Raw genomic sequence first — 22,774 nt, forward strand, 5'->3', positions numbered from 1 at the left:
AAATGAATTTATAGAAGAGCATTTATCCTCTCAATAGTTTCATCAGGAAGATCCGTTAATGTCATAATGTGATCTGTGTCAGTCTCCCAAAATTGCTTCGGCTCTTTAGCGGCCTCGAAGACATTTTTACCTCTCTTAAAAGGAATCTCTTTATCCGATTTACTATGGATAATCAGTTTAGGAGTGTTTTTTATCAAGGCTATATCCCTGACTGCAATGTAATCCTGGTTAAAATCTTCCGGGGTGTCTTTAGCCTTTGCTTTAAGGAATTCTGCCGGAGCATAATCAATCGCCAGACTTTGAGCAGATTCAACAGTTCCATCTAATACCAATAAGTCAACCTGGCTTTCATTATCTGCTGTAATTTTAACAGCTAATTGACCACCCAGTGACATTCCATAAACAATAGATTGTACACTATCTCCTTTAGCCTTATTTAGAAAATCTGTAAAGGCCACCTGAGTGTCTTTCATAATACCTTTATATCCTGGTTTACCAGTGGATTTCCCATATCCTCGCCAGTCCAATGCATAAACTTCAAAACCATTATCGACCAGTGTTTTGATCATTGGTTGATAAAAACTGACGTTTCCGCCCGAGCCATGGATCAAAAAGACATTTGCTTTTTTTCTATCTCCGGCTGAAACTGATAGGTATAGATCTTTAATGAATCTTCAACGGTTAAGATACTTTCTGTATAATTCAGGTCATCCATGCTTTTCATTTCTTTTGCAGGAAAATAGTAAAGCACAGATTCATCATTATTAACAATTGCCTGTAATCGTGGATTAGTTTGGTAGAAATAAACTCCAATTCCAATTCCTGAAATGAGGATGATCAATAAAGAGACTCCAATTATTTTGAAAGCTTTTTTCATAGTGAGTTAATTAAAAAAGTCTTTAGGATGTGAAAAAATCAATGATTTAAATCCTGACCCTATTTAGTTTTCGATGTTTTGGTTAATAATTCCTTTATACCATCAAAATACCAGAATTAAGCTTAAAAAAACAATAATATATCCTTAAAATCAATATAAGGATATATTATTCATGCATGGAGCTTATTGCTTTGGTTAATTTATTTTCTCTGGTTCGACTTTGTTACTATTTGACCATCTTAATACAGCAAATCCAATCACAGCTGAAATTAAAGAACCAATAAGGATTCCGATCTTTGCAGAGTCTATATAAACCGGATTATTTTTAAAGGCTAATCCGGCAATGAATATTGCCATTGTGAATCCGATACCAGCCAAAAAGGCAACACCAATGATATGCTTATTTCCAATGTCCTTTGGCACTTCTATAATTTTAAATTTTTTCGCCAGTAGAACGATGGTTGATATCCCAATGCTATTGCCCAACACCAGACAAATTATAATGTTGATCACTATTGCAGTGTCGATTGCTGTAGCACTACTAAATGCAACTCCTGCATTGGCAAGGGCAAAAATTGGGATGATAAAGTAGGCTACCCAACCATGAAGGTTATGTTCAATGCGTTGAACAGGAGATTGGTAACGATCTGTCCAATATTGCAGACAATCAATTTCAGCAATTTGCTCCTTAGATAATACCGGATCACTTGAAATCTTTGCTTTTTTAATGTTATCCGTTATTTGTTCCAGGTTTTCTATGAATGAAGGAGTGTCGATCTTTTGCCGGATAGGTACAGAAAATGCAACTAATATTCCAGCAAGGGTAGGGTGTATACCAGCTTTTAGAAATAGTATCCAGATGATAATACCCAGGCTTGTTATGATATATTTTGAATAATATCCCCTGAAAGCCAGTGCATATAGTATTCCTAACAGGATAAAGGCATAAACTAATAACATAAAATCGATATTTCCGCTATAAAATATGGCGATCACCAGTACAGCACCAATATCGTCTACAATGGCAAATGCAGTTAAAAATACTTTTAAGCTTAAAGGAACCCGATCGCCAAGTACATTTAATACTGCTAGGGAAAACGCGATGTCTGTAGCCATGGGAATTCCCCAGCCCACACTAGTATCAGGATTATTATTCAGGAATATATAAAATAAAACGGGTACTGACATTCCTCCGATGGCACCAAAAAGAGGGAAGGAGATTTTCTTCAATGAATTCAACTCACCGATCAAGAACTCCCTTTTGATTTCTAAACCAATAAGAAAAAAGAAAATTGCCATCAATCCATCATTGACCCATAATAAAAGTGGTTTTTTTAGTTCTAAAATTGGGGTGCTAAACCCGACTTTATATTCCCAAAGAGACTTGTAACTATCCACAAAGGAAGAATTAGCCCATACCAGGGCTATTATAGTAGCAATTAGCAATAAGATTCCACTAAAACTCTCAATTTGTACGAATTTCCTGAAAGGGGTGATTATGATTTTTTTGATCATGATTGAAGGTTAAAATTGTTGTTTTAGAATAGATCAGGAGAAGTTTATAGGTATTAACACTTATATAGAATAAAATAGCTATTTACAGCCTAATTTCAAATAATGATTTGAGGTTATTAAGTAATCTGATAAGATTTGGAAGTTAAAATCATTAAAGAATGATTCATTTCAACCATTTTTTGTTTGAGGCATAAAGTGCAATTAAAAATTGCATAATAAAAATAACAACAGATATAGAAGAGAGGATTAAACTTTGTTTCGGAATGAGCTCCCAGACCCTGCCATCATAAATGAACCATCCATCGCGGAGCAATACCCCAATTAAAGTGATTAAAAGAAACCAGATACCGGTTCTTTTGCCAAATAATACCAACGTCAAACCAATGACACTTGAAACCAGGCCAATTCCTCCGGCAATCATCACCCATTCAGGTATATCCAGGTAAAGAGCTCTTCCTTGTTCCGGCATCGCTGCGATTTGTGCTTCAGTTAAACGATTAGCGATATAATAAATATATATCCAGAAAAAATTGAAAAGTAAAAAAACAATGAAAAGCAGGCGAATTCCGTTTGGCATTTTTCTGGTTGAGAGATCTTTTTCTAAAACTGAATCAGAAGAGGGCATAGGAAATAGTTTATTGTTTCTTGATAAAGATTAATATGGTTGAGGTAGAGAAAATAGTTTATTCGTACACTCTTATTCAGTTATAAATTAATTGTTTTAAGGTTAAAATCAAATTTTTAAACTTTTGCTCGTGGTAATCAATTATATGGGATGAATAAACTTTTGGGTTAATCTGTGATATCTTTTTATTCGATAATTACTATTTAAAGGGGGGTATCGATTATTGATCAAAATTTTTTATCAACGCCTTCAGTTTTTGATCATTTGATATTTCAAGCCATCTACGCGAATTAATACCATGGTTGTTTAAGAGATCCAGGTCAGCTCCTTTATTTAATAACTTTTCAATAATTTGATATCTCAGATCATTTATATTTTTTTGATCTGGTCTCCACGTTTTCCCATACTCCCTTATAGCTATGAAAATCAGATTATTACCATTTTCATCTTGTGCATTTACATCTATGTTCCCTTTTTCAATTAGCAGCAAGGAAACTTTAGACAAAGAGTGATCAGAAAGTGATACATGAAGCGAATTATATCCTTCCCTGTTTTTAATGTTAGGATTGGCGCCATTTTCTAATAAATAGTTAATAATGGTTAATTGGTCAGGAGTATCGCGGTATTGGTTTAAAACTGTAAGGGCTTTTTGTAATATTGGGTTATTATTTTCATTGTCAATAAAGCCATTGCAATCAATTTTATATTTTTTGATCAGTCTGAATATCTCCTTTTTATTAGCATGAATTAATGCTTGTTCAAATTCTGCTCTTATTTTATCTGGAACAAAATTGACTTTTGTGTTTTTACGGTTGTTAAAAAACATCTTTTTTGTTTATTGATCTACTTGAGAAGTTCGTCTGATTGGTTTGATTAGGAGTGGGGCCTTTAACAGTAATGGATGCAGAGATTTCTTCAACAGTTCCTTCTTCTAATTTTGAATCAAATGAAGAGTAGATGGTAATATTATATTCTCCGGGTTCAATAGGCGTGAAAGTCAGAACTGCTGTTCTTACATATTGATCCAGATCATAATCAAGGTTAACTAATTTGCTATTAACGGAAATCTTTACACTATCATAAGTGAGATTATTATATAAATAGGGTTCAAAGGCAGTATGAGTAAAAATAATTTTTTCTCCCTGTGAATAGGTATCTTTTGAAAATGCATATGAATTAAAAAAGATAGTTACAGGAGCACTAATATATTGGGCGTGTTGTTTTAGAATGTCAGATTCATATAGAGTCAAAAGGAGAATTTTTTTATAAGGATCTTGGCCTGAATTCTTTTCATATATTTCTATAAGATCTTTGTATTCGGAATTATTTAAATTAACTGTATTTGCCAGGCTATCTAAAGTTTCTTTATAATTTGAAAGGATAAGATTTATATCTTTATCATCCATATTTGAAGCTCTCTTTTGAAGAGTCATGATGATTTTTGTGTTATCAATTATAAATTTATTTTTATTGCGAGCACCATATGCTTCCCACTCCTTAAGAATTTCATAACTAAGTTGACGATTGGCCTCTTTGATAAATTCGATGCTCAGTTCGGATATTTTATCATCATCTTTAGATTGGCAATTTATCAGGAAGAAAATAAGTGGTAAAAATAAAATAAACTTTTTCATCATTAAAAAATCAGGTTATGTGCCAATATAACAAATCTGCTTTTAATGTTTTAATACTTCTTACTCGAGAGATCTGGAAGTTACATTTCAAAACAAACTAAACTATATTTTCAATTGAATTACTGCATTCATATTGCACTCAACTATAGCTTAATATATATAATATGATTAACTTATTATAAGGGAGTAAGCAGGTTAAAAAGCACTTATTTTTTATCTAGATATTGCGATTATTTTATTATTTCTAAATGTGTGAATTTTATGCATGGTGGATTATCATTATTTAAATGGGGTATTATTTTCCTTACATACTTCTTGTCCTTTGCAGAGGTACATTCACAAAACGAAGATAGTGTAGGCACTCCGTTTATTAAGGGTAAATGGATATCAGGATTATCTGGGACTATAAGTTCGGGTACTGCTATTAGTGATACTACTACTCAGCGTGCTTTCAACAACAATTACGGAATGAATTTGTCAACTGGTAAATTCATCGCTAATAGGTGGATGTTAGGTTTGATATTTAACTCAAGCAGACAGAACTCAAATGATATAATTAAAAGAAATTTAGAACAGTTGTTTATAGGGCCTTTAGTTTCCTACTATTTTTCTGATAATGAAACCGGATCATTATTTGTTTCTCTTTCTCCGGGTTATACATCTTTTCAGGATGAAATATCTTTAGTTAGAAATGGCCTTGTGCAGGGTGAAAAAGTCAAAGGTGATGGGTTTGGTTTATATTTTCGGTTCGGCTATACATACGTGATTCACCACCGAATATTGCTTGAATTTGGCCTTAACGTATCCAATTCATGGGTAGGGGCAGAAAGACTATCTTTCCCCGCCAATTCCCGCACATATAATAATCTCCAGATTGGTACTCTTTCTTTTTCTTTTGGGTTTAATGTATTACTTGATGATTTCTTTTTTTAACCATGAAGAGAGTTGTATTCATATTGGCATTATTATTCACTTTCAGTACTTATGCTCAAAGAAAGGAAACTATATATCAATTTGACACAGCAAAAATTAAAAAGGTACAATTTATCGCTTTACCTGTTGTTTTCAGCACACCTGAAACAGGTTTCGGGTTTGGTGGCGGAGGTCAAATATTTATCCCGGGGCGAAGCAACATCTACAATAACAGATTATCCAATATGTTATTTACTGCTATTTATACAACAAATAAGCAGTTTATACTCGACCTAAAACCTCAGCTCTATATTGGTAAAGGAGACTATTTTTTTGATATGGCCTATAAATTTAAAATTTATCCAAATCAATTTTGGGGAATAGGTAATCAGACACCTGAAAGTAACCAGGAATCATATGATATGACATCTCATGAATTCCGGATAGCATACCTTAAAAGATTACCGCCAAATCTCAATTTTGGTTTTGAATATGTGTATCAAAATCATAATGTAACCGACGTTGAGGAGGGAGGAATACTTGATGAGGGCAATGTTCCCGGACAGGATGAAGCAATAATCAGTGGTCTTGGAGTTATTTTTAACCTCGATAGTCGGGATGACGTTTCATCGCCTTTTTCTGGTCATTATTTACAAATGAATGCCCGTTTTTCAAGTGAAATATTTGGAGCATCTTCCGGGTTTAATAAAATGATTCTCGATTTGAGAACGTATCTTCCTGTCGGCAAAAAGAGTATCCTGGCATTACAGGTTTATTCAGAAAACACCTTTGGTGAAATTCCATTTCAGGGGCAGGCATGGTATGGTGGCGGGGACAGGGCCAGGGGGTATTTTAAAGGAAGGTATATTGATAATCAAATGTATGTTATTCAGGCTGAATACAGGTTGAGATTTCATCCAAGATGGATCGTAGCCGGATTTGGTCTTATTGGGGAAGTAGCGGAATATTCGAGGGACTTTTTAACTGATTTTAAACCTGCAGCAGGAGGTGGAATCCGGTTTAAAATCAAAAAGGATCAGCCAACTGTTATCAGGCTGGATGTTGGTGTAGGGAAGGGGCAGGGAGCGAATATTTACTTTGGAGTAAATGAAGCCTTTTGATAATTCATTTAATAAGTTTATGTCTTCACTTAAATTCTGAGTGTTTTATCAGAATCTTTACAGAAGCCATAAACAAAAATGAAAAAAGAATTGGTAGTTTATTTATTCTCATAGTTTTCAATTAAAAAATAGATGCTTTCATAGTTACTTGCGAAAGGACATAATAACGGGAATTGTTATGGGGTGATGAAACCATAATTTTTGAAAGATATTTTATTTTACTTTTATAGCCTGAGGGCCAGTCAAAAAGCCATTCAATAATTCAGCACCATTGACCACATTGGTCGAATCTCTTAAAAATCGAATAGCTGCATCACCTTGTTCCATATAAAACTGGTTATTCGACTGAGGTATTAATGCAGTTTTATTTGGTCCCAACATAACAAACAAACTATCGGCTTCTTTAACGACTTCTATCATCATATTTTCATTCAATGAATAAACCCCGGCATATTCATTGAATAATTTAGTATCGATGTCAACAGGTTTTTTTAGTAGAGGAAGTTCGTACTCTTCATCGTGAAGTATGGAGGTGATACTATTGGTAATTTCCGCAGAGACTGGATGTCTTCTGTTACTTAAAACAACAATAATAGTTTGTGTTTGAAGTTCTTTGTAAACAGAGTAACTAAACCCATCATTTTCAATATATCCTGATATTGAAAGTGAATCGGCTGATGACTGACCAATACATTTAACAAGGTCTTCTGCTGTCGATTTTATACCTCTGCTGCTAAATGCTATATCTGGATTATAGGACGGAGCAATTTGCAGTTCGGGGCCATTACCACGATAATTATGATATAGATATCCGGTAGCCAGGTTGGTATCTTCTCTTATAAAATAAGTATTTTTCAATCCCAGATCGTTGTTATAATCTTCGATATTTTTCTGAAAACTTTTACCAGTTACATTTTCAATAACAAGTCCTAATAAATTATAATCCAGGTCACTATTTACAGAATTTTCAGTTGTGTCTTTAACTAAGTTAGTAAATGCAACAGTCGAATAATTCTCCGAAGGATTGTTTTCACTTATGGTACTAATGGCCGGGAATCCGGTTTTATGATTTATCAGGTCGCTTATTGTTAAATCACTATTTATTCCAGGGACATATTCAGACACTTTATCTGATCGGCTTAATTTTCCTTCGTTCTCTAATTTTGCAAGGAGTCCTGCGGTAATGAGTTCTGAAATTTCCCCGATTTTAAACGTGGTAGATTCTGTAAATGGTTTGTTATTTTCATAGTCTGCTAAACCAAATGAATTTGAATAAATAACATTCGAATCACGAGACACCAATATTACTCCACTAAATCGATTTAACTCAAGGTAACGATTACCTAATTGATTAATAGTTATTCTAGTAGTATCAATTGTTTTATTATGATCTGTTTTTCTGTCAGTGTTACAGGAAAAAATAAAAATTAATAGGGTAATACAGGTTAAAAAATTCCTCATTAAATAGGCAGATTAAATTAATTGGTAGTGATTTTAGTATTCTAGTTCATAATTGAAATTCGAAGCTAAGTTATTTCATCAGGAAATAAAAGGATTAAATAGCAATACCACATTAATAAGTGAACTGACTATTTAATAGTGCTAAAATTGTTTTTATAGACACCTGATGGTGTAGAAATGTAAACGGTATTGTCATAAATGGAAATACCAGTTATAACAGGTGCTTTTATTCCGGAATTTAATTTAATCCAATTCACACCTTCTATTCCTTTATAAAAAAAACCATCACCAAGAGAGCCAGCCATTATTATGTTGTTATTAAAACATCCCAGGGTTGAAATAGTAATGTATCCTCTTTGCCGGGCAGTATTTTTAAGATCTTCAGATATGTTTTGCCAGGAACTACCATCATCAGTGCTTGCTAAAATTCCATTAGCGTATGATCCGGCATAAAGGTTTCCGCCACATTCGGTCATACTCCAGACATTTTCTTTAGAAACTAATGTCCAATTGTCATCATCTGATCTTTTCCAGAATCCGCTACGAGTACTAATGAATATAGTGTTTTTCTGATTCGACATTATAATTTCTAAGCAAATACAGATAAACGATATCTTTGGAATAATTTATTTCTTCTAATTCCTTTTGGAGCTCCTTTATATTTGGTGTCTTAATTTCAAAATGTTGAGTGTAACTATAAAATGGAATCAATAGCCAAGTCAGAATTAACAATTTTAATTTCATCAATAGCTTTTAGTCACAAAGAAAATACATTTTCATTATTGTGAGTTGGCAATTAATAAATCTTTTCCCAAATTCTTTTGATAAATTCTGCATTACAAAAATCATCTCCATTTATTGTAGTATTACCGTATATTCCACCTAAGGCCCCTAGGGAATTACAATTTTGATCTAGTACTGCTGCTGTCATATCGGCTCCACAAGTACCCTGACTTACAACATACACTCTTTTGTCCTGGAACTTATATTCATCAATATAGGGGTCATCACATATCGAATTATTCCTAAGTGATTTAATATGATCTTCAATACAATTATTATAATCTTTTTTGATATCTGATTTTTCGCATCCGCCAAGTGAAAAAATTAATATAATTAACAGGTGTTTAAAGGTTTTCATAGTTGTTAAAAATGAAATTAATAAAAAAAATTATGTCAAAACTATTTTTAGTTTACAGCAAATTTTATTCCAAATCCTCATCCTAAAAATTTTATCAGATCTTTATGAAAATCATATTTAATAATAAGGGAAATAATAGGAATTGACAAGGCAAGAAAAATTAGTCCACCAATAGAAATGATCTTAGGTTTCCTGTATTTTTTAATATCGTAAATTATCAATGATAAGGGAACCAGGTGCATTAAGACCAGGAAGTTTAATGCAGGACTAATATCTTCAAGACTGAATGGCCGCATAAAACGATCAAACGCTGGTACTAGAAGGTATATACAAGCGATAAATAGTGCTCTTTTGTGTATATCAGTCTGTTTTCGTTTTAAATAACCAATGAGAATAAAAATAGAACTGCATAGTGTAAGATATAAGTTTCCAATGGCCAGCATACCAGAGTTTTCAAAGGTTCTGATTTTCTCACTATAAGATTTTTTTACCTCAATTACTTCACTTGAAATTTCAATTACCACATTAAAGTTTGTAAGAAGCATAATAATAGCAAGTACAAACCAAAATATTCCATTTTTCATATGGTTGACCACTTTTCCCCTGGCGATTAATAAGTTTTGATGGAAATAGCCAATAAACCAGGCTATCATAATTACTCCGTGGATAGTCAGGTATATCGGGATAGAAGTATCTTTAAATAAAGGACGCAATAAAAAGCTTGGGATAAATCCAATGAGGACAATGATCAGAAACAATATGCTCCAGATAAAGAAAAAATTATATTTCACTTTGATAGACATAGTAAGTTTCTGAATTGTAAGGTCTTAACGGTTTGATTTTAATATAAGATTTAGGGGGTTAAATTAATAATCAATTAAGAATTTTCTAATTAAGATTAAAAAAGGGCAAACCAGAGGAATGCCCTTAAATAACCCTTTAGTTAATATTTTACTTGCCTATCATTTGATCTTTAAGGGAATAGGCTATTGCTAAAACATCTTTCTGGCTTTCCTCATCAATATTATGTTTTTTGAGAGCAAACATAATGTCGTCGATCACACTCATGTATTCTCCTGCACTAATGTTCATGCCTTTGTGTGCTGCAGGCATATCTTTTCCGGTATATTCCTCCGGCCCTCCACTTCCTGAAGCCAGAAAGTTGATTAGATGTCTTCTAACTTCATTATAGTGATTTTGATCTTCTTTCAAGGGTAGGAATCGTGCTTTTACAACTGGGTTTTTCATGTGGGCATCTACAATATCATCGACCAGGGCCTCAATGCCATTAGCCCCTCCAAGTCTTTCATAGAGGCTTTTTTGGTTAACTGTGGTACTCATTGGTGTGGTAATTTGGTGTATTATAATTTAACCATATTTGATGAGTACTAAAAGCTGTCTTAAAGCTCAATTGTTAGCTGAGGAAAAGTAAAAAATTAATTAAAAAAAGTTTCTTCTTAACATTAGTTTCAGAGCTTGTAAAAATCAGGTTTTTGGTGATTCGGTCGCAGAAATGAATTCTGTTTGCCTGTTAATAAAATTGTCGTTCACTATTGTAACTTCTATTCAGACTTTGAAGGTCTTTTTGTTAATAAACGTGTTTCAGTTTTATACTTTTCCCATTCTTTGATCAACTCCTGGTATTTTTCAGGTTCTTTATCTTTAAGATCATGTAGTTCAGCCAAATCCGTTTTCATATTATATAATTTGAATGAATCGACAATGAATGGTTTTGAAATATTGGTGATCTTCCAATCTCCTTTTCTGATCATTGACCGAAATGAATGCTCTAAAGCAAATACATAATCTTCTGAATGAACCTGATCATTTTTTCCATTAAGAAATGGAAGCATAGATTCACCTTTCAAAGGATAAATCTTTTTACCATTGAAGTTATCAGGATAGGTTGCCCCTGCAATTTGATAAAAGGTAGGCGCAAGATCTACCAGGGTGGTGAAGTTATTATGAATCTCATTTTTTCTTTGCACACCAGGGCCAGTAATGATCAGGGGTGCTACCATTCCTCCTTCAGTTGTATACCCCTTAAAATATTTGTAGGGAGCAGAACCAGCTTCTGCCCACTGAGGACCATAGGATATGAAAGAAGAAGGTTTCCCCATGTTTTCATACTCATTAGAGAAGTGTTCCCTAATAAAGGGACCGAAATAGTCATTGTAATAAAAGTCTTCAGATGCAGCTCCATTATCTGACATAAAAACAATCAGGGTATTTTCATATTCACCGATTCTTTTTAAGTAATTGATCAATCTTCCGATGTTATAATCCAGGTTGTCGACCATACCCGCATATAATTCCATTTTTCGTTCTTCGATCTTTTGTTGCTTATCAGATAAAGAATTCCAGGGGGAAACATCGGGGTGAAGGGGTGGGAGAGGCGTATCCTTTGGAATAATACTTGCTCTTTTTAGGCTTTTCAATCGTTCTTTTCTCAATTCTTCATAGCCTGCACCATAATTTCCTTCATATTTTCGCCAGTATTTTTCGTCTACCTGAAGTGGCCAGTGCGGAGAGGTATACGCTGCAAAAGCAAAAAAAGGCTTATCATTATTTCTATTTCGATCGATATATTCAATGATTTTATCTGTGTAGAAGTCTGTTGAATAATTACCATTATCCCATTGAGCAGGCTGCCCGTTTTCTGTATATAATGAAGTAGGGGTGGATTCAAAAATTCCCTGGTCGTTGTAGTGATTACCTGCACCCCTGAGCAATACAAAAGAATTATCAAATCCCTTTTGATGAGGATTATCCTCAGGTCTCAGTCCAAGATGCCATTTTCCGGCCATAAAAGTATGATAACCTACTTGCTTTAATACCTGGGGGATTGTAGCTATTCGATCTGTAAGATGACCCTCATAACCGAAGAATTCAGATGTTGCACTTTGACGTCCCATACCGGCAATATGATTATCATTGCCTGAGAGAAGCATCGCCCTGGTGGGGGCACATAGCGGTGCAGTATGAAAGTTATTAAAGATCACACCTGACTTAGCAAGCTGATCAATGTTTGGCGTTTCTATATCGCTGCCAAAACAACCAAGATCGGCGTATCCAAGATCGTCAGCAACAATTAATAGAATATTTGGTTTTATCGCTTTCTTATTTGCAGAGGGATTGTTTGATACAAAAAGGATAGCAGCTAATAGCGGAATAGCGATCAACCCAAACCTGATATTTTTATTCATTGGTGTTTTTTAATAGTAAATCTTTGTAAACCAAATGGTTGTTATTAAAATATGGAAAGAAATTGATATTGTAAAGAGAAAGTGTCACACAGATTTAACAAAGAAATAATAAGTTGATTAGAATATTAAGCAAAATGAGCCTAACTGAATAATACTATATTTAAATTTAATCATTCAGTTCAGGATTTAATTTCGAATTCGCTGAATTTAATATTAAAATTATCTCTTTCTTCTATATCATTAATTAGTTCATCATAGGGATCAAATGATATCCATATATAATTGTTATTGTCCAATAAACATTTTACATGGCTTATGTATTGGGAATTAAAATCATTTTCAAAGAATTCAAATATTAACGGGTTTTGAATAATAAGAGTGAATTCTGACCCATCTTTTAGCAGAGTAATTTCCAGCTTATTTTGATTTGAAGAGTTATTTGATTTCAACCAATTAATTTTAACACAAATAATTTGACTATTCCTTAATTTATTTTCAAAGTCTGGTAGCCTTTCCAATTCTTTATTGTATTCTATTAAGTCATTAAAATATTTTGTTGTGAATTTTTATAGTGGTAACCTGATTTCATTTACTTCTGCCAAGCGTCCAGGTGCCTGTTAAGGGTGTAATAGAAGCATCAGTATTCGATATTTCAAAAGTATTGGGGTCTTTTATACGAAGGGAATATTTATAATTATATTCTTTATACGAAAGAATTAATGTGTCATTAGAGATAGTATAGCTTCCTGGACCTACCTTATAATCTGATTGCCATTCTTCGGTGTCAAAACGTAATTTAGGATCATACCTGGGGTAATATTCATTATTTGAAGTGAATTCCAATCCTTGCTCATACCAATAGGAAATCGTATAAGTTTTATCAGATACGGTACCATTCAGATCTGTATATTTGATTAAATTCCATTGGCCCTCAATTTTAAAATCAGCCACAGTAGGAGTAGGTGTCGGATTGTTATCACAACCGACTAATCCGAGTATAAAAAGAAACGTGATTATTAAAAAATTCCTCATACTTTTCAGGGAAATGGTATTTATAAAAATTATTATTAATTGTGTGAAATTAGTGGTTTAAGTTTGGAAATTAAATTTTTTTATATCAAAAAAATCAACCTGTCCAATCAATTTGAATTTCATAGGTTATACAAAAACCTTTTTCTTTGAAATATATATTTTAAACAGTGAAAATCTGTGTTCTATCGTTGAAACTATTATGCTTAACTAAAATGGTAAATATAAGATAATTAATAAAAAATATTGATTATCTTATATCTCTGAACCAAATTATAACAGCCATGAAGCAATTAATCATGCTGGCCGCAGTATGTATGTTATTCCATACTGAAGCCTTACCACAATCAACGAATGAGCCTGCTGCACTTTCTGAAACCATGTATTTGTTAGCAAAACCTGGAATGAATAAGGAATTTGAAGAAGGCGTCGCTAAACACAATGCAAAGTATCATGCACCAGGTAAAGACAACCAGGCTATGTTACGAAGAGTAGAGTACGGTAATAAAGCCGGTTGGTACGTATGGGTAATGACCGGATCGTACTCATCACTAGATTCAAGACCTGATGATGAAGGTCACAGTAAAGACTGGGAAGAAAATGTTGGAAAGTATGTCGAAGAATATGGTGATACAGATCTATGGTCATTAAATAGAAAGCTATCCTATGGTCTTGATAAATTTCAAAGTCAAAAGAGATATGAAGCCTGGGCTTTAGATCTTAAACCATGGCAAGGCTACCGGTTTAATGAAGCGATGACTAAGTTAAAGGCAGCTTTTGAGAAAATGGGGAACAGAACTATGCTGGTATTTGATAGCGAAGTCAATAGAAAAGGCGGACCTGACAGAGGGATCGTTTGGGGCTATGACAATTTTGCAGATCTTGAAACCGACAGTAAACTTGTAGAAACTTATAAAAGCCTCTACGGAGAAAATTCCTGGGATAATTTCCTTGAAGAATGGAAAGCCGTAGTAGTAGAAGTTGACCAGGAACACCGAATAAAGATTGATTAATGTCTGAGAAATATTGAATGAAAAGTCCCGGTAAAACGGGGCTTTTTTTTTAACTTAGTACTTGTTCGATACCGTTATAAGGTTACGCTTATTGCAATTAATTCCAACTCTTCCTTCCAAAGTCATAGAATAAAGAGTATACCTGAGTTCAATCATTTGAAGCAGGAATTCTACATTTTTATGTTAGGAGCTCTTTTTTTCAAATTCTTGTCAATAATTATATTTGGTATTGCAATAAACAATTCTTAGGTTCTTACCAGGAAACTTGAAATAAACTGCCTTAATCGTGAAAATATCAATGTCAATTTATCTGATGTTATTTGTTTTTATAGCTTCAGCACAACAAAATACCACTGAATTAAATAATGAAGAATCTAAATTTCAATTCAGAGCGGTAACTGAAGTTGGTTTTATTTCTGTTCTTTCTCATAAGGTTAAACTAGGTGAGACCGGTACCTATTTTGACTATGTTGATAATGGAGGTCAGGATGTTCTTTTTCCTACCGTAAGGTTTTCCCTCGAGATGGATTGGAATAATAGAAATACCATTATTCTTCTTTATCAGCCTTTAAAAATAGAAACACAAGCACTGTTGAAGGAAGATCTTGTGGCAAATGGAACGACTTTCCCGGCTCTAACGGGTATTAAAAGCTTATATAACTTTCCTTTCTATAGAATTAGTTACCTAAGAGATTTAACTAAGAATAACGATAAATTTATTTTTGCAATAGGAGGATCTTTACAAATCAGGAACGCTACTATATCATTTGAATCAACAGATGGTACCCGTTATACGGATAACAGGGGAGTAGGCCCTGTTCCCGCTCTAAAAATCCGTAGCAGGTTAAATTTAACTGATCGATTTTATTCTGAACTAGAAGCTGATGGCATGTATGCACCGATAAGTGTTTTAAACGGTAGTGATAATGAAACAGTAGGAGCAATCCTTGATGCCAGTTTAAGATTGGGGGCCTATGTAAACAATTCAACTAATCTATTCTTTAATCTTAGATATTTAGGTGGAGGAGCTGAAGGATCAGACAACGATGAAAAATGGCCCGGTGACGGATATGTGAAGAACTGGCTGCATTTTTTTAATGTCTCAGCTGGGTTTGTTCTCCATCTTTAATCTATATTATTTTCAGGAATTATTTTAAAACTAGTTAATAGGACTTCTGTTGATTTCCTTAAAATCAGGAATGATAAATTTATCATCGGGAATAGATGTTTCTTCATATTCAACTGCTAATTGTACAATATGGCTCATCATACCTTTCTGTTCAATTTTTAGTGGTAAACATCCTATTTCATTAAGAATCTGTTCCCAATGGCCATATTTATGACCTTCATAGAAAGAAGCATCCATTTTGAAATAGTCACTGTTATACCAGATAGTCATTTGGCCCATTTTAGTTTTAACTATGATGCTCTTGCAGGGGATTCCTAAAATAGTTTCTGTCAGGTCAGATTCAATGATCTCAACAAACTCGTCCATAGATTTTTTACTATCGAGAGTGGTTGCGGTTTCAGAGTTTACCTGCCATGAATATAACAGACCATCCTCCGGATTGAATGCCTGGAAACCTTTTTCCTTTCCAGCATCGATCTCAGAAATGTAATTACCTTTTTTATAAAAATATTTTTGTAACATGTATCCTCTCTCGCCGAAAGTTTCTCTGATTCCTTTTTGCCATGCACTATCTGGAATCAATTGAGGATTAGGATTAAGTGCTTCCACTTGAAATGTAATTGAGCCTTCAAATGACTGGCCTGATATTGATAGATTTACTACAACAAAAAGAGTAAAAAGTAATTGCTTTATCATTTCCTTTAAAAAGTTATCAATTTTAATACGCAATAATAGTTTATTATAACCATTTTGAACTTAAAACACATGAAATTTTAAGTTTGAATAAAGTTTAGAATTGTTAATGCAGTGTATTAATTAGATTCAGGATTAATTTTTTTTTAAGGGTGAAATATAATGGGGCTTGAGTTTCATTTTTATCATGTGAAATTGATTATTTATTTATCTGGTTTATTGTAAGTTTTGAGAAATAATATACGGTACCGTAATCCTGTAAGGGTAGTGATTAATTCAAAGTAAAAGTTGGAATGCTTATTTTTTAACTTTAAATTATAAGAAACCTTATCACACATTATGAAAAATATTACCACAATATTTGGTATGGCTATTTTTGTCATATTAATCGCATCATGCCAATCAAAAGAAGATCAATCAGAAGATAATCAATCCGAAATGGAAGTAGATTCTATTCAGATTCAGACCGGAGGTATGATTCTGGGTGGCAAGTACGGAGGGAAGGAATTTGCTATTGCCCGGGGTAATGAAATTGATATTATGATGGATATTATCAAGAGCTATAACGAAATGGACGCTGAAAAAATCTGGAAATATTCTGCTGATAGTGTAGCCGTACTGTCATTTGACGGTACAAAAACGAAGCTTACCAAAGAAGATATGACGGGTTACTTCTCATCTCTTGATTCTGTAACATGGGTAGTTGACGCAATGGTTCCTGTTGAAATAGTTAATGAAGATGTTGTAAAGATTATCGTTTTAACTCGGGAAAAGGCCTATATGAAAAATGGCGATGTGATGAAAATTAGACTAGTCGAAGAATTTACTTTTATAGATGAAGTAATGGCAGAAGTAAGACAGTGGACTGCAGACCTTAATGAAGAAATTGAAAGTACTCCCTCCTATGGGGATCCGGGTGGTGCTATGATATTTACAGGTGAATATGAAGGGAAAGAAATGGTAATTTCTTCGGGTAATGAGATGGATCAAATGATGAAAATCATAGATGATTTTAATGATATGGATGCTTCCTCACTTTGGGAAAATTCAGAAGACACTGTCATTATGTACGCTGAAAATGGTAAAGTTATCAAGCTTACTGAAGATTATATGCAAGGTTTTTTTGATAGTGCTGATTCAATAGATTGGGCTGTTAGTAAGATAATTCCACTGGAAATTAAAGGTACTAATGTTAAAAAAGTAATTGTTGATTCCCACGAAACGATGAATTTAAAAGAAGGTGACCAATCAAAAATAAGGCTTTTTGAAGTGTTTACATTTAAAGATGGGAAGTTGGTTGCCGTAAGTCAATGGACTGGAGAATTTGAAAAAGATATGTGATGCTTTAGTAATTGAATATAAGGCTGATGAGTTTTTATCATCAGTCTTATATGTTTTTAAGATAATAATCAATTATTAAGAAAATAGAATCAGGTTTTCAAATGAAATCTTTGATTTCTATTCCTTCCATTCAATCAAGGGAGATTTATAATAATTAATATTCATTCTTTTAAGAAATTCTGCCTGATCTGCTAATCTTGATTTATAGTTTTTCCAATCCCTGTTTTCTGGTGTTGTCCATGATAGTTCTGAATATCCTATAAGTCGTGGGAAAGCAAGGTATTCCAATCCATCGGTGGAGTCAAAAGTTTCTGACCATAAAGGAGCATCAATGCCAAGAATATACTTTTCAGATAAATATTCCTCCGGGTCCCAAAGGTATGCAGAATCTACAGGAATAAGTCCTGCCCAGTCATATCCGATTTTTGTGAGAGAATCATATTTCATGTCCAGATATGCTTTATTAGCAGGAGATAAGATTACTTTCAGGTTTTTTTCTACTGCCAGTTCTGCATTCTTCAGATCATTCCAAAACTGGACTATAGATGTAGAATCCAGGTCAGCATTGGCCACTTCATCCCAACCAATCATTCTTTTATCATATTTCTGGACGATGTTTTCAACTCTATTAATAAAATAGAGATAATCCTCTTTTTTCGTCACATGGCTTTCGTCCCCACCAATGTGAAAGTATGGCCCGGGTGTTATTGATGAAATTTCCCTGATTACATCATCAATAAACGAATAAACGGTATCGCTTCGCGTATCGAAAGTACTGAAGCCTACTTTAGTGCCAGTGTACAGTTCAGGTTTCTGGCCATTTCCATTTAAAAATGGGTAAGAGGCAGATGCTGCATTAGTATGCCCTGGCATATCTATTTCTGGCACAATAGTGATATGGTGAGCTTCAGCGTGAGCTACAATATCCTTATATTGTTCCTGTGTATAAAACCCTCCTTGTCCACCACCAACTTCAGTACTTCCCCCGAATTCAGTTAATCTAGGCCAGGACTTTATTTCAATTCGCCATCCCTGGTCGTCAGACAAATGTAAATGCAAAATATTTATCTTGTAATAGGCCAATATTTCAATATATTTTTTGATATAGTCAGCTTCAAAGAAGTGCCTTGAAACATCGAGCATGGTACTTCTATATTCGAACCGGGGTTCATCTGTGACCTTCCCTCCAGGAATGATCCATATATTGTGGTTTGCCAAGGAATCATTAGGATGCTCGGGAATAAGTTGCCTCAGGGTCTGTATCCCCCGGAAAATTCCGGTAGCATTATTGGCTGTAAGTTTTATGGTGTCTCTTTTTATTTCCAGCTCATATGCTTCTTCATTATCAGATTTAATATTCGATCTATATATTTTTATAATTGACCTTGTATCATCTTTTGGAGAGGAGGGAACCGTTAAACCAGTTTTCAGATTTATTTTATTTATTAAAAATTCTGCTGCTGTTTTAAATCCAGTGTTGTCATTATCAATTATTAAAGCAGAATATTGATCCAGTGCAAAAGCTTGATCTGATGGGGTAACATCTAATGGCTTTGGAATAATTGATGCTTCAGTAATGTTAGTTTTGGGTAATGTTATTTTCTTTTCTGATGAGCAGGAAAAGATGATAGGTAAAAGAAATATGATTAGGAATCTGACTCTCATTTGATTTTTATAAATAGAATTTAACAATATCGTAATTTGACTTTTTTGAAAAAAAGAAAAACTGTACATTAAATCGATAGTTAATAATATTAACGATTTATATGTACAGTTTATAATACCTTATCTATCTTTTGAAAATTTATTCCATTGTATCTGAAGAGTGTTCATTGTTTTTTGAAAGGTCAATCATACTTTGGTTTAACATTGGAGGAGGAATAATATTCCCACTAAAATTTACCTGGTCAAAATAAATTAGAAAACCTGCTTCTTTAGCTGCTTTTTCTAATTTATCTGAACTCTCTTTATCAGGGAATTTCCATACAGCCATAAATTGATAATCCATTCTTTCATCTCCAGTATTATTATTTATTGCTGTGCCCAGTATCTCAGCTCCATTTTTTAGAGTGCTCATCAAAAGAGGATTTATTTTTTCTTCAAAAAACAGGGCTCTTTCTTTCGGACTTAACTCATACCATGCTGGTTTGGCTTTCCATATTTCTGTTAAAATATACCCCCCTTCTGTTTTTTCATTTTCCTGTGCCTGAGCAGTAATACTGTAAAAGAATAAGATTCCAAATAATAGTACTAATTGTTTCATGATTGGTTATCGGTATTTGTTGATTAATAGAAATAATAATTAAACTTATTAAGTTTTTTTTTGACTCAATTATAAATAAACTTCTATATCGTAATAATATAATTAAATTTAAATAAAAGTCAACTTTTAAAATTCAGAGTTCTATTTATAGTATTGATTCGCTTTATAAGATATTTATGGTGGCTTTATTTTTAGTGTTGGAATTGTTGCCAATAAATAGGTCTATTTCTCCCGATTCAAGAGATAATCTCCCTTCATTGTCGTAATATTTGAAATCTTCATAATTTAATTTGAATTCTATTCTTTTATTTTCTCCAGGTTTCAGTTCAATTTTGTTGAACTTTTTTAGTTCTTTGACAGGACGTGTAATTCTCCCGACTTTATCATGGGCATATAGCTGAACCACTTCTGAGGTATTTCGGTTACTGGTATTGGTAATTTTAACTGAAACAATAAAGTCCTCTCCATTTGATATTTCTTTATCACTTATAGAAATTTCTCCGTATTCAATTTCTCCGTAAGACAATCCGTATCCGAATGGGAATAAGGGTGCATAACCAAGATCAAGATAATGAGATTCATTTCCCAGGCTGCTTTGCCAGGCTCCAACAGGAATATCTTCCATGCTAACAAATTTGTCTGGATTTGCTGGTCTACCGGTTCTTTTATGATTGTAAAAATAGGGTAACTGACCTGCTGCTTTCGGCCAGCTTACAGGCAACCTTCCTGAGGGCTCGGAAATACCATATATCATATCTTTTAAAGCTGGTCCACCCATAGTTCCCGGATGCCACATCATTAAAACGGCATCCAGCTCATCAATGTAATTTGTAATATTAATAGGTCTGCCCGCCATTATTACAAGGATCAGAGGTTTATCTAGTTTATATAATTCCGTTAATAACTCTTCCTGTGCTCCGGGTAATTTAATACTTGCTCTTGAATGAGCTTCCCCCGACAAAATTGCTTCCTCTCCACCAATGAATACTATTATTTCAGATTTCCTGGCAGCGGCTATTACTTTATCTAAATTTTCTATGTTTTTATCCCGGCTATAACTCAGTCCCTCTACAAATAACGCCTCTTCCATTGCTTCTTTGGGGGTTATTGATGGTTCTCCTTCTCCATCAAAAGTCCAGGTACCTAATTGTTCACGACCTTTATTAGCAAGTGGGCCGGTTAAAAGTATTTTGGCGTCAGATTCCAAAGGTAGAATTCCGTTATTCTTTAAAAGCACGGTACTTTCAATTGCAGCTTTTTTAGCTTTTTCCAGGTTTTCTTTAGCATAGAAAGTTCCTGGGTGGTTTTCAGGAATATAGGGATTTTCAAACAATCCCATTCGGAATTTGATCCTGAGAATATTTTTCACATAAAAGTCAAGTTGTTCTTTGCTAATGATCCCCTCCTTGATTAGATCTTTTAGATATAACTCATATGCTCTGGAAGTCATTTCCATGTCAAGCCCTGCACGTGCAGCCAGCTCAGCAGCATGTTTTCTGTCTTTTGCAAAGCCATGGTCGATCATTTCAGTTACTGAATTCCAGTCTGATACTACAAACCCGTCAAATCCGAGTTCAGTGCGGAGTATATCAGTTAATAACTTTTTGTTACCTGTTGCTGGAATGCCATTCACTTCATTGAAAGAAGACATAAAGGTGGCTACATCATATTGGACAGCCTCTTTGAATGGAGGGAGATAGGTATTATAGAGTTGTTCGGTACTAATAATTGCGGTATTATAATCTCTGCCTCCAATTGCTGCTCCATAGCCAATAAAGTGTTTTGCGCATGCCGCTATTCGGGTAGGATCAGAGAGATCATCTCCCTGAAATCCCTTCACATAAGCTTTGGCTAAAACACTTGCCAGGTAGGGATCCTCCCCGGGAGATTCAGCAATTCTACCCCAGCGACTATCTCTGCAAATATCCAGCATAGGAGCAAAAGTCCATCTTATTCCAACGGAACTTGCTTCGAGGGCCGCAACTCTGCTTCCTTCTTCGACAATTTCGGGGTTCCATGATGCGGCCTGTCCAAGTGGGATTGGGAAAATTGTTTTGAATCCATGTATGACATCCCTGGCAAATATCAATGGTATTCCATGCTTGCTTTCATTGACTGCAATTTGCTGGAGCTTTCGCATATTTGCTGTGTCCATAACATTTAAGAATGCACCGATCTCTCCATTTCTTACACTAGAAAGTAATTCTTCTGGTAGTTCGCCTTTCTCACTGCTACTGGTGCCTCTTAATGCCAGTTGACCTATCTTTTCTTCGATTGACATTTTGTTTAAAATACTGTCAATCTGCAACTCAATATCATTTCTCTGTAATGATTTAATATTGGCTGAGGAGTTATTACAACCTGTAATTGATAACAAACTAAATAAGACTGTGAGTATAACTTTTAGTTCTCGAAAAGGGCTTTTCATTGCGAAGATTATTTTTATTCTGAATTTGAATTATCTTTTCCGAAAGATAGAAAGGTATCTCTGATCGAATAGTGGGCTATATATCCAAAAGGCATGGTGGATATTTCAATCTTTTATATTTTAAGAAGTATCAGGAGTGAACTTTTTGGGAAATCAGAGAGATTTTATCCACTAAGCTTAAAAATATGGGTGGTTAAAAGCGGCTTCCTGAATTACGAAAAGTGATGAGCCAAGGGTATCGGTAATCATATCATACCAGGAAAAAACCCGCCCTTCACATATACAATTGAATACATCTATTGGAGCTAGAAAGATCACACCATTTGACCCTAATACATTTTCTTATTTACTCCGGCCAGATACAAACCGTAGTAGGCAGGGTATTT

General features: G+C 34.0%; 23 protein-coding genes. 5 read left to right on the top strand and 18 right to left on the bottom strand.

Translation table 11 applies throughout. The annotated features are described in order from the left end of the window. Positions 1 to 8 precede the first annotated feature (8 nt). The 6 genes from OO013_RS16600 to OO013_RS16625 all read right to left on the bottom strand — a co-directional run bounded on the left by OO013_RS16600 (position 9) and on the right by OO013_RS16625 (position 4,654). The gene (locus tag OO013_RS16600) at positions 9 to 611 is read right to left on the bottom strand and encodes an alpha/beta hydrolase (RefSeq protein ID WP_266058093.1); all 603 of its coding nucleotides are present in this window, start codon (positions 609 to 611) and stop codon (positions 9 to 11) included. Continuing rightward, the gene (locus OO013_RS16605) at positions 608 to 877 is read right to left on the bottom strand and encodes a hypothetical protein (RefSeq protein WP_266058094.1); all 270 of its coding nucleotides are present in this window, start codon (positions 875 to 877) and stop codon (positions 608 to 610) included. Before OO013_RS16605 ends, OO013_RS16600 begins: the two co-directional genes overlap by 4 nt. 195 nt (positions 878 to 1,072) lie before the next feature. Continuing rightward, entirely contained in the window at positions 1,073 to 2,392 is a 1,320-nt protein-coding gene (nhaA, locus tag OO013_RS16610; protein ID WP_266058095.1) for a Na+/H+ antiporter NhaA, read from the bottom strand. A gap of 163 nt (positions 2,393 to 2,555) precedes the next feature. Beyond that, the gene (locus OO013_RS16615) at positions 2,556 to 3,017 is read right to left on the bottom strand and encodes a hypothetical protein (protein ID WP_266058096.1); all 462 of its coding nucleotides are present in this window, start codon (positions 3,015 to 3,017) and stop codon (positions 2,556 to 2,558) included. Positions 3,018 to 3,237: 220 nt separating this feature from the next. Further along, entirely contained in the window at positions 3,238 to 3,843 is a 606-nt protein-coding gene (locus OO013_RS16620; RefSeq protein ID WP_266058097.1) for an ankyrin repeat domain-containing protein, read from the bottom strand. Then, a complete protein-coding gene (locus tag OO013_RS16625; RefSeq protein ID WP_266058098.1) occupies positions 3,833 to 4,654 on the bottom strand; it encodes a hypothetical protein in 822 nt (273 codons plus the stop codon). Before OO013_RS16625 ends, OO013_RS16620 begins: the two co-directional genes overlap by 11 nt. Positions 4,655 to 4,912: 258 nt before the next feature. On the opposite strand from OO013_RS16625, the gene OO013_RS16630 reads away from it, so the two are divergent. Together OO013_RS16630 and OO013_RS16635 are read left to right on the top strand one after the other, a co-directional pair. Further along, positions 4,913 to 5,584, top strand: coding sequence for an autotransporter outer membrane beta-barrel domain-containing protein (locus OO013_RS16630; protein WP_266058099.1), 672 nt, complete (start codon positions 4,913 to 4,915; stop codon positions 5,582 to 5,584). Positions 5,585 to 5,586: 2 nt separating this feature from the next. Then, positions 5,587 to 6,684 (top strand): BamA/TamA family outer membrane protein, encoded by a 1,098-nt coding sequence (locus OO013_RS16635; protein WP_266058101.1) that lies wholly within the window; start codon positions 5,587 to 5,589, stop codon positions 6,682 to 6,684. A 213-nt stretch (positions 6,685 to 6,897) separates the two neighbouring features. On the opposite strand, the gene OO013_RS16640 is transcribed toward OO013_RS16635, so the two are convergent. From OO013_RS16640 to OO013_RS16675, 8 genes are all read right to left on the bottom strand, one after another. Continuing rightward, a complete protein-coding gene (locus tag OO013_RS16640; RefSeq protein ID WP_266058102.1) occupies positions 6,898 to 8,145 on the bottom strand; it encodes a serine hydrolase domain-containing protein in 1,248 nt (415 codons plus the stop codon). Between the two features lie 128 nt (positions 8,146 to 8,273). After that, the gene (locus tag OO013_RS16645) at positions 8,274 to 8,726 is read right to left on the bottom strand and encodes a WD40/YVTN/BNR-like repeat-containing protein (protein ID WP_266058103.1); all 453 of its coding nucleotides are present in this window, start codon (positions 8,724 to 8,726) and stop codon (positions 8,274 to 8,276) included. Between the two features lie 215 nt (positions 8,727 to 8,941). Continuing rightward, positions 8,942 to 9,286, bottom strand: coding sequence for a DUF6970 domain-containing protein (locus tag OO013_RS16650; RefSeq protein ID WP_266058104.1), 345 nt, complete (start codon positions 9,284 to 9,286; stop codon positions 8,942 to 8,944). Positions 9,287 to 9,363: 77 nt separating this feature from the next. Continuing rightward, on the bottom strand, positions 9,364 to 10,089 hold the full coding sequence (locus OO013_RS16655) for a hypothetical protein (protein WP_266058105.1): 726 nt from the start codon (positions 10,087 to 10,089) through the stop codon (positions 9,364 to 9,366). 148 nt (positions 10,090 to 10,237) lie between these two features. Then, positions 10,238 to 10,627: a group I truncated hemoglobin gene (locus tag OO013_RS16660; RefSeq protein ID WP_266058106.1), complete on the bottom strand. Its 390-nt coding sequence runs from the start codon at positions 10,625 to 10,627 to the stop codon at positions 10,238 to 10,240. Between the two features lie 221 nt (positions 10,628 to 10,848). Next, entirely contained in the window at positions 10,849 to 12,492 is a 1,644-nt protein-coding gene (locus OO013_RS16665; protein WP_266058107.1) for an arylsulfatase, read from the bottom strand. A gap of 179 nt (positions 12,493 to 12,671) precedes the next feature. Beyond that, positions 12,672 to 12,941: a hypothetical protein gene (locus OO013_RS16670; protein ID WP_266058108.1), complete on the bottom strand. Its 270-nt coding sequence runs from the start codon at positions 12,939 to 12,941 to the stop codon at positions 12,672 to 12,674. Between the two features lie 136 nt (positions 12,942 to 13,077). After that, entirely contained in the window at positions 13,078 to 13,524 is a 447-nt protein-coding gene (locus OO013_RS16675; protein ID WP_266058109.1) for a hypothetical protein, read from the bottom strand. Positions 13,525 to 13,805: 281 nt separating this feature from the next. Between OO013_RS16675 and OO013_RS16680 the strand changes: the two genes are divergently transcribed. Both OO013_RS16680 and OO013_RS16685 read left to right on the top strand, forming a co-directional pair. Then, positions 13,806 to 14,534, top strand: a complete 729-nt coding sequence (locus OO013_RS16680) for a hypothetical protein (RefSeq protein WP_266058110.1) — start codon at positions 13,806 to 13,808, stop codon at positions 14,532 to 14,534. Positions 14,535 to 14,820: 286 nt separating this feature from the next. Then, on the top strand, positions 14,821 to 15,663 hold the full coding sequence (locus tag OO013_RS16685) for a hypothetical protein (RefSeq protein WP_266058111.1): 843 nt from the start codon (positions 14,821 to 14,823) through the stop codon (positions 15,661 to 15,663). A gap of 30 nt (positions 15,664 to 15,693) precedes the next feature. Here the strand turns inward: OO013_RS16685 and OO013_RS16690 are convergent, their stop codons facing one another. Next, positions 15,694 to 16,359 (bottom strand): hypothetical protein, encoded by a 666-nt coding sequence (locus OO013_RS16690; RefSeq protein WP_266058113.1) that lies wholly within the window; start codon positions 16,357 to 16,359, stop codon positions 15,694 to 15,696. A 336-nt stretch (positions 16,360 to 16,695) separates the two neighbouring features. Here OO013_RS16690 and OO013_RS16695 point away from each other — a divergent pair, with 336 nt between their 5' ends. Continuing rightward, entirely contained in the window at positions 16,696 to 17,697 is a 1,002-nt protein-coding gene (locus OO013_RS16695) for a hypothetical protein (RefSeq protein ID WP_266058114.1), read from the top strand. 117 nt (positions 17,698 to 17,814) lie between these two features. Here OO013_RS16695 and OO013_RS16700 read toward each other — a convergent pair whose 3' ends face one another. From OO013_RS16700 to OO013_RS16710, 3 genes are all read right to left on the bottom strand, one after another. Then, positions 17,815 to 19,362, bottom strand: coding sequence for a beta-N-acetylhexosaminidase (locus OO013_RS16700; RefSeq protein WP_266058115.1), 1,548 nt, complete (start codon positions 19,360 to 19,362; stop codon positions 17,815 to 17,817). Between the two features lie 139 nt (positions 19,363 to 19,501). Continuing rightward, positions 19,502 to 19,960: a DUF6616 family protein gene (locus OO013_RS16705; protein WP_266058117.1), complete on the bottom strand. Its 459-nt coding sequence runs from the start codon at positions 19,958 to 19,960 to the stop codon at positions 19,502 to 19,504. 163 nt (positions 19,961 to 20,123) lie between these two features. Beyond that, positions 20,124 to 22,388: a glycoside hydrolase family 3 N-terminal domain-containing protein gene (locus OO013_RS16710; RefSeq protein ID WP_266058119.1), complete on the bottom strand. Its 2,265-nt coding sequence runs from the start codon at positions 22,386 to 22,388 to the stop codon at positions 20,124 to 20,126. Between the last annotated feature and the right edge of the window lie 386 nt (positions 22,389 to 22,774).

It is taken from the genome of Mangrovivirga halotolerans (genome assembly GCF_026241165.1).
Lineage (GTDB): Bacteria > Bacteroidota > Bacteroidia > Cytophagales > Cyclobacteriaceae > Mangrovivirga > Mangrovivirga halotolerans.